This is a genomic window from Psychrobacter sp. (assembly GCF_030457785.1).
Lineage (GTDB): Bacteria > Pseudomonadota > Gammaproteobacteria > Pseudomonadales > Moraxellaceae > Psychrobacter.
This window is the reverse complement of the sequence record NZ_JAKDUI010000187.1, coordinates 1-5,391: the sequence shown is the minus strand read 5'-3', so window position 1 is coordinate 5,391 and position 5,391 is coordinate 1. Positions and strand designations below refer to the sequence as shown.

General features: G+C 43.6%; 5 protein-coding genes. 4 read left to right on the top strand and 1 reads right to left on the bottom strand.

The genetic code is table 11. The features are described from left to right. Positions 1-101 precede the first annotated feature (101 nt). A complete protein-coding gene (gene yaaA / locus L0J61_RS08940) occupies positions 102-914 on the bottom strand; it encodes a peroxide stress protein YaaA (protein WP_301466099.1) in 813 nt (270 codons plus the stop codon). Between the two features lie 623 nt (positions 915-1,537). Between yaaA and L0J61_RS08935 the strand changes: the two genes are divergently transcribed. The 4 genes from L0J61_RS08935 to L0J61_RS08920 all read left to right on the top strand — a co-directional run bounded on the left by L0J61_RS08935 (position 1,538) and on the right by L0J61_RS08920 (position 5,203). Further along, entirely contained in the window at positions 1,538-2,725 is a 1,188-nt protein-coding gene (locus L0J61_RS08935; RefSeq protein WP_301466098.1) for an NAD(P) transhydrogenase subunit alpha, read from the top strand. Between the two features lie 58 nt (positions 2,726-2,783). After that, complete coding sequence (locus L0J61_RS08930; RefSeq protein WP_367651949.1) at positions 2,784-3,161, top strand: proton-translocating transhydrogenase family protein; 378 nt, start codon at positions 2,784-2,786, stop codon at positions 3,159-3,161. Then, a complete protein-coding gene (locus L0J61_RS08925; protein ID WP_301466097.1) occupies positions 3,158-4,558 on the top strand; it encodes an NAD(P)(+) transhydrogenase (Re/Si-specific) subunit beta in 1,401 nt (466 codons plus the stop codon). The genes L0J61_RS08930 and L0J61_RS08925 overlap by 4 nt, the downstream gene beginning before the upstream one ends. A 117-nt stretch (positions 4,559-4,675) precedes the next feature. Then, positions 4,676-5,203 (top strand): acyl-CoA thioesterase, encoded by a 528-nt coding sequence (locus L0J61_RS08920; protein ID WP_301466096.1) that lies wholly within the window; start codon positions 4,676-4,678, stop codon positions 5,201-5,203. Positions 5,204-5,391 lie beyond the last annotated feature (188 nt).

The following is a 5,391-nucleotide window of genomic DNA, read 5'->3' as shown; positions in this document are numbered from 1 at the left end:
ATATTCCAAGTAGTGCGGGACTTTTATTCGACCGAGTTAGAAAACCCCGATAGGCTTTGGCTTATCGGGGTTTTTCATGCGCTCAATAAAAATTTTAAATGCTACTGACTTGTCTCATCCCGTCTAAACGTCCACGTTTTATCATCAGACAGTTCATCGACATAATAGTAGCCTGCCAAGTCAAACTGTTTTAATTGCTCAGCACGAGTCAGCTTATTATCAGCGGCATACTTGACCATCAATCCACGTGCTTTTTTGGCATAAAAGCTAATCACTTTGTATTTGCCATTTTTTTCATCTTCAAATCGTGGCGTGATGATGTCTGCCTCCACTGATTTTTTCTTTACCGATTTAAAGTACTCATTGGAAGCGAGGTTGATCAGAACCTTGTCATCGCTATCAGCCATACGAGCATTGATTACGTTCGTCACTTCTTCGCCCCAAAACTCGTATAAATTATCACCACGCTCATTTTTTAGTTTGGTGCCCATCTCTAATCGATACGGAAGGATTAAATCTAAGGGCTTTAGCACACCATAGAGACCAGACAAAATACCTAAGTGTTCGTTGACGTAGATAGCTGTATTTTTATCCATCTGATACATACCAAGGCCTGTATAGACATCCCCGTCAAACAAGTAACCGGCAGGTTTGGCTGGGTTATGAGCATCGTCATCAGCGAATGGTTGTTCTTTGCTCCAGTTCCATTGTTGATTGCGCTTGGCATTGAGTTGAGCTAAATCATCAGAAATACTCATCAGCTCTTGTAGGTCAATTGGCTCTTTCGATTTCAATATTTTCATCAGTGCTTGCGAGTGCTCAATAAGCTCAGGTTGGCTGTAATAATGGCCTAGGTTGACAGGGGGCTCATCTTTTTCATTCAAAGACTTGGCAGGGGAGAGTAAAAAATACATTGTTATTCCTTTTTATAGTGCATCAGTGAGTAACTTATCAAGAGGTGTCTTTAGTCTAAAGGATACCTTTTTTATGACTGTTTTCAAAATAAGAGCATGGCTGTCGAATGAAAAACGACCTTGTGGATTGATATACATGATTTTACCGTGGTTTTCGGATAGCAGTATTATCTTTTTGGCGTGAGCTCCGAGTTTGGCATTGGCTTACAGTCTGTAAATGTCGATGGTGTGTCTTTCATTTTTATTAGCACCTCTAGAGCGGTGACATTTTTATTAGTACGTTTGAAGTGGTGACATGCTCTATCCGTCGATAGGAATAAAAGTTGATAGGAATAAAAATAATGATAAAAAATGAAAAGTTATGATAAAAGACGAAATACCAAACTCTAAATTTTACTTGCGAGTCATGGATATTACCGGAACTTTGTTTATTTCTTATTTATAATAAAACCGCATGATGATAATATGTCCATCATTTATTAAATTGATGGTCGTTTGACAATCAATATTGGAGCACTTGTGACTGAGACTTTGCGTCCCACGTATTTTTGAAAAAGTGCGCTGAGGACAGCAAAAGTAGGAAAGGCGCGAGTGAGGTCATTAGACGTAAGTAAGGATACGGTATGAAAATAGGTGTAATCAGTGCAGATGTCGCGAGCGAGCACCGCGTCGCGATAACCCCAGACGCGGTAAAAAAACTGTCTAAACTTGGGTTTGAGGTCGTCATCGAGTCAGGTGCGGGTCAAGCAGCCTACTATTCTGATGAGATGTATCAGAGCGCCGGCGCGAGTATTGCCAAAAACGGTATGGCGGTAATCAGCCAATCTAAGATTATTGCCACCGTGCATGATCTGCCTGTCGACGCGGTTGACGGTTTGTCCTCTGGTCAGATTGTTGTTGGTATGCTCGATCCATATCGCAATACTCAACTCGATACTTATGCTGCCAAAGGAGTCACAGCCTTTGCTATGGAGCTGTTACCGCGCACTCTGTCACGTGCGCAAAATATGGATATATTGTCATCACAAGCCAATCTTGCCGGTTATAAAGCAGTTTTACTAGCGGCCAATGAGTACTCGCGTCCCTTTCCTATGTTTATGACTTCCGCAGGTACGGTCAAGCCAGCCAAAGTTGTTATCTTAGGTGTGGGTGTTGCAGGTCTACAAGCGATTGCGACAGCGAAGCGTTTGGGTGCAGTGGTGGAGGCCAGTGACTTGCGCCCTGCTGCAAAAGAGCAAGTCGAGTCGCTTGGTGGTAAATGGCTTGATGTACCGATGAGTGAGGAAGAGTCAGAAAAGTCTAAAGCAACGGGCGGCTATGCTTGGACGCCATCTGAGCAGTATATAAAAGACCAAGCAGCTGTAGTAGATAAGGCACTCAGTAATGCTGATATCGTGATAACGACGGCACAGATTCCAGGTCGTCAAGCACCACGCTTAGTACATCAAGCGACGCTTGACAAGATGAAAGCAGGTTCAGTACTGATTGATATGGCAGCTGGAACAGGCGGTAACGTAGAAGGCAGTGTACCAAACCAAACTACGACCACAGACAATGGCGTTCGTATCGTTGGTGCAGCCAATATACCTTCCATGCTTGCCGCGCAGTCTTCGGATTTATATGCCAATAATTTAGTGAATTTCATCACGACCTTAATTGCGCCCACAGCCACAGATGACAATTCAGAGAACGGCACTATAAAAAATGAAGTCACAGGTAGTGATTTGGCACTTCAATTAGACATGGAAGACGAGATTCAGGGAGCACTGGCAGTGACACATGATAATCAGGTACGTCTGGCTAAGCGCTAGGGTTTGATTATTTATTGTCATACATTTGTCAGTCACGAATATATTTTAGGAGAAAAGGATGATTTCCACTATTTTAGTTGCAGCCCCGGCTGGTGCAGCCATGAGCAATACACCATTTGTCGCGATTTTTACGGTGTTTGTGCTCGCTATTTTTGTTGGATACTACGTCGTTTGGGGTGTGACTCCAGCGTTGCATACACCCTTGATGGCGGTGACTAACGCCTTATCGAGTATTGTCATCGTTGGTGCGATGCTGCAGACCGTAAATATTGATGGTTCAATGTTTACGCCAACCAGTTTGCTGGGTGCATTTGCTGTATTTTTAGCCAGCATTAATATTTTCGGTGGTTTTGCTGTTACCGAGCGCATGCTTGCCATGTTTAAACCCAAGGAAAAAAAAGCCCCAGTGACCAATGACGCTGGAGGTGACGCATGAGCGACTTAACTCATTTTATTTCGACCAATGCCGATTGGTTTTACTTGGTTGGTGCGATTCTTTTTGTCTTAACTTTACGCGGTTTATCCAGTCCAAAGACAGCTATTCGTGGTAATCGTTTTGGTATGGCGGCTATGGCCATTGCAGTTATCACCACGTTCTTCCTAGCGGAAGGTCCTGTGCTTTGGCTGATCATCGGTGCGATGGTACTGGGTGCTATCGTCGGCATGTGGAAGGCAAAAACAGTTGCGATGACTCAAATGCCAGAGACAGTTGCTTTGATGCATTCGTTTGTCGGTTTGGCTGCGGTCGCGATTGCCTTAGCAACGGTGTTGCATACCGAACAGCAGCATGGCGCGGTTGCCCGTGTTGAGCTGTTTATCGGTTGTTTCATCGGTGCGATTACTTTCTCGGCGTCGGTCTTTGCTTTTGGTAAGTTGGCTGCAAAGGGATGGGCTAAAACATTGGTTGGCGGCTGGGTCAAACCTGTGCAGGTGATTTTATTCATTGCGATGATTGGTTTTGGCGGTGTGTACTTTGTTACTGACTCACTACCTGCGTTTTATGCGATGGCAGTGATTGCCGTGGTATTTGGCTGGATGTGGATTGCCCCAATCGGTGGTGGTGATATGCCCGTGGTAGTATCGCTCCTGAACTCATTTTCGGGTTGGGCAGCGGCAGGGATTGGATTTACGCTTGGCAATTCGATGCTAATTATCGCAGGATCACTCGTTGGTTCATCAGGTGCGATCTTGTCTTATATTATGTGTAAAGCCATGAATCGCTCACTGTTAAACGTACTATTTGGTGGTATGGGTACGTCGGCAGTCGCAGCAGGCGATGACGATGGCGCACCCAAAAACTACAAGGCTGGTTCAGCAGAAGATGCAGGGTTCTTGATGTCCAATGCCAGTAACGTAGTCATCGTGCCAGGATACGGTATGGCTCAAGGTCGTGCACAGAATGCCGTAAAAGAGTTGTACGAGTTACTAAAAGAGGAAGGGGTGAATATTCGCTTTGCGATTCATCCAGTTGCCGGTCGTATGCCAGGGCACATGAACGTGCTATTGGCCGAAGCGGATGTGCCTTATGATGACATCCTAGAGATGGATGAAATCAACTCCGACTTTGCCAGTACAGATGTGGTCTTGGTCATTGGTGCCAACGATGTGGTAAACCCGTCTGCAAAAGATGATCCAGCGTCACCTATTTTTGGTATGCCTATCTTAGAAGTGAGTAAGGCGCAGACAGTCATGGTCATCAAACGCTCAATGAGCACTGGTTATGCAGGGTTGGATAACAGTCTGTTCTATATGGACAAAACCATGATGATATTTGGCGATGCGAAAAAAATGGTAGAAGAGATGGTGCGCAGTATCAACGGCGGTGGTCATTAAGCTATAAGATAAACTATTAAGTAAAGAAAGTCACCGAGGTGGCTTTTTTTACGTTAAGGTACGCAGAATTTATATTCAACGATACAACCTCTAAAATAGAGGTTAAGAGAGCGACTTATGAACATGTTGATACGCTTTTTCATTATGGTTAATCTGCTCAAGCAGCAGCTCAAACAACAGTCTGTCAGCGAGCATTTGGCAATCGAAACTTTAACCACACCAACAGTTCGTTCTTATCGAATACTGCCACATGATATGGGTTTTCGTCATCACTTACCCAATTACCGTTATCTATCTTTTATTGAGTTAAATATTACCCAATGGTTAATGACTTGCTGTCATCAAAAAGGTATCAAAAACCTAGGATGGGTTATTGCTATGCAAGAGATGGTCTATCTTAAAGAAATTAAGTTCTTGGATAAAATGAGTGTAAATAGCAAGTTGGTAGGTTGGGATAAAAAATACATTTATTTCGAAACACGTTTTTTTGTAAAACACCAGTTGATGGGGGTTGGTATGACCAAGTTTGTATTGATTAATGGAAAAGGAAAATGTGTACCCGAGGTGTTAGATATGATGGACGAACAGCTGAGTGATGCCATCGAGTCTTGGAACAAACATCAAGTAGCGGTCAAGTCCGCCTAACTGCGCCAGTTAAATCGCGCTAGTTAAATATAGCAACGACAAAGGTCTAACGAACTTGCCTACAATTATTTGGTTAATTTTGTTAGGATGGGGCCTATCACGCCGATAAACCATTTGATGATATTTTTTTAAAACTTAGATTAACACATGAAGTGCAATACCAAATGCAAGGTGAAAAAAAGACCTAG